At 60.4% G+C, this 1,557-nt stretch carries 1 protein-coding gene; it reads right to left on the bottom strand.

Annotated features, from left to right (window positions below; all coding sequences use genetic code 11):
- Nucleotides 1–78: 78 nt before the first annotated feature.
- Complete coding sequence (locus ACW9IR_RS29315; protein ID WP_457466090.1) at nt 79–1,410, bottom strand: MFS transporter; 1,332 nt, start codon at nt 1,408–1,410, stop codon at nt 79–81.
- Between the last annotated feature and the right edge of the window lie 147 nt (nt 1,411–1,557).

Raw genomic sequence — 1,557 nt, 5'->3', positions numbered from 1 at the left:
CGCGTTTCTTCAGTTGAAATGCGATCAAATGTGGGAGCGAGCCTGCTCGCGAAGGCGTCATTGCAGGCGCCGCAAATCTCAGAACTTGTCTAGCGTGCGCAGTTTCTGCGGCAAGCCCCACAACAGCAACGCCGCCGCAATCAGCGCCGCTACGCCAATCACGTATAGCGCCGGCGTGGTGCTGCCGGTCAGATCCTTGATCCGCCCGACCATCACCGGGCTGACGATTCCGCCAAATTGTCCCAGCGTATTGATCACCGCAATCCCGCCCGCCGCGCCAGCACCCGCCCCGGCCAACAACTTCGGTGGCAAGGTCCAGAAGCTCGGAATCGAAGCGATAATCCCGGCGCCCAGCAAGCCCAGGGCGACGATCAAAAACGTGGTGTGGCTGGCGAAAATCCCCGCACTGAAAAAGCCGATCGCGCCGACGATCACCAACCCGGCGACAAACTTGCGCCGTTCACCGGTCGCGTCTGACAAACGCCCGATCACCACCATGCTGATCGCCCCGCAAATGTACGGAATGGCCGTCAGCAGACCGATCATCACCGGGCTCTCGGTGCCGGCGCTGCGGATCAATTGCGGCGCCCAGAAATTCAAACCGTAGGACGCCACCTGGATCAGAAAGTAGATCAGCCCCAAGGTCAGAAAACCGGGAATCTTCAACGCCGCGAGCAACGAACCACCACTCTTGTGCGGCTCATGCTGGGCGATGCGACTGGAGAGCAACTTTTTCTCGTCCGCAGTCAGCCAGTGTGCATCCTCGATGCGATCCTTGAGCTGCGTCAGCACCAGAAAACCGAGGCCGATGCACGGCACGCCGCCGAGCAGAAACAGCCAGTGCCAGCCACGCATTTGCAGCACGCCGTCGAGGTGTTCCAGCACCAGACCGGAGAATGGCGCGCCGACCAGCCCGGCAAACGCCGAGGCGAGAAACAGCATCGAGGTGATGCGGCCACGGAAGTGCTGGGGGAACCACAGCGTCAGGTAATACAGCACGCCCGGGGCAAATCCGGCTTCCATCGCACCGATCACAAAGCGCAGCGCGTAGAACTGCCATTCGCTGTTAACGAACACCATCGCTGCCGTCGCCACGCCCCAGGACATCATGATCCGCGCAATCCAGCGCCGCGCGCCGACCTTGTAGAGCATCATGTTGCTCGGCACTTCGAACAGCACGTAACCGACCACGAACAGCCCGGCGCCGAGGCCGTAAGCGGTGTCGCTCAGGCTCAGGTCGGTCTGCAACTGGAACTTGGCGAAGCTGATATTGATGCGGTCGAAGAAGGCGAACAGGTAGCAGACCATGATCAGCGGCATCAGGCGCCAGGCGACTTTGCTGACCAGGGCTTTTTCAGCGTCGTGATCGACGGACGGACGAGCGCCCGCCTCCATTACATTGAGGCTCATAGCTTTTCTCCAGGCGGACTGCCAGTGGGCGTCCGATTGTTTTTGTTGTCTGGTTATGACGCTCACTGGGGAGCGCTTTTTTGTGGGAGCGAGCTTGCTCGCGAAGGCGTCGAGTCAGTCGAAATCAAATGTGAATGACATACCGCC

The sequence above is a fragment of the Pseudomonas sp. SDT291_1_S447 genome, assembly GCF_054070155.1.
Note: the sequence above shows the minus strand (reverse complement) of the source record. Positions and strands in the feature narration are given on the sequence as shown.

What these genes read in the sequence shown, in the direction of transcription:
- ACW9IR_RS29315 (WP_457466090.1), bottom strand. Translation starts at nt 1,410, where the DNA reads ATGAGCCTCAATGTAATGGAGGCGGGCGCTCGTCCGTCCGTCGATCAC.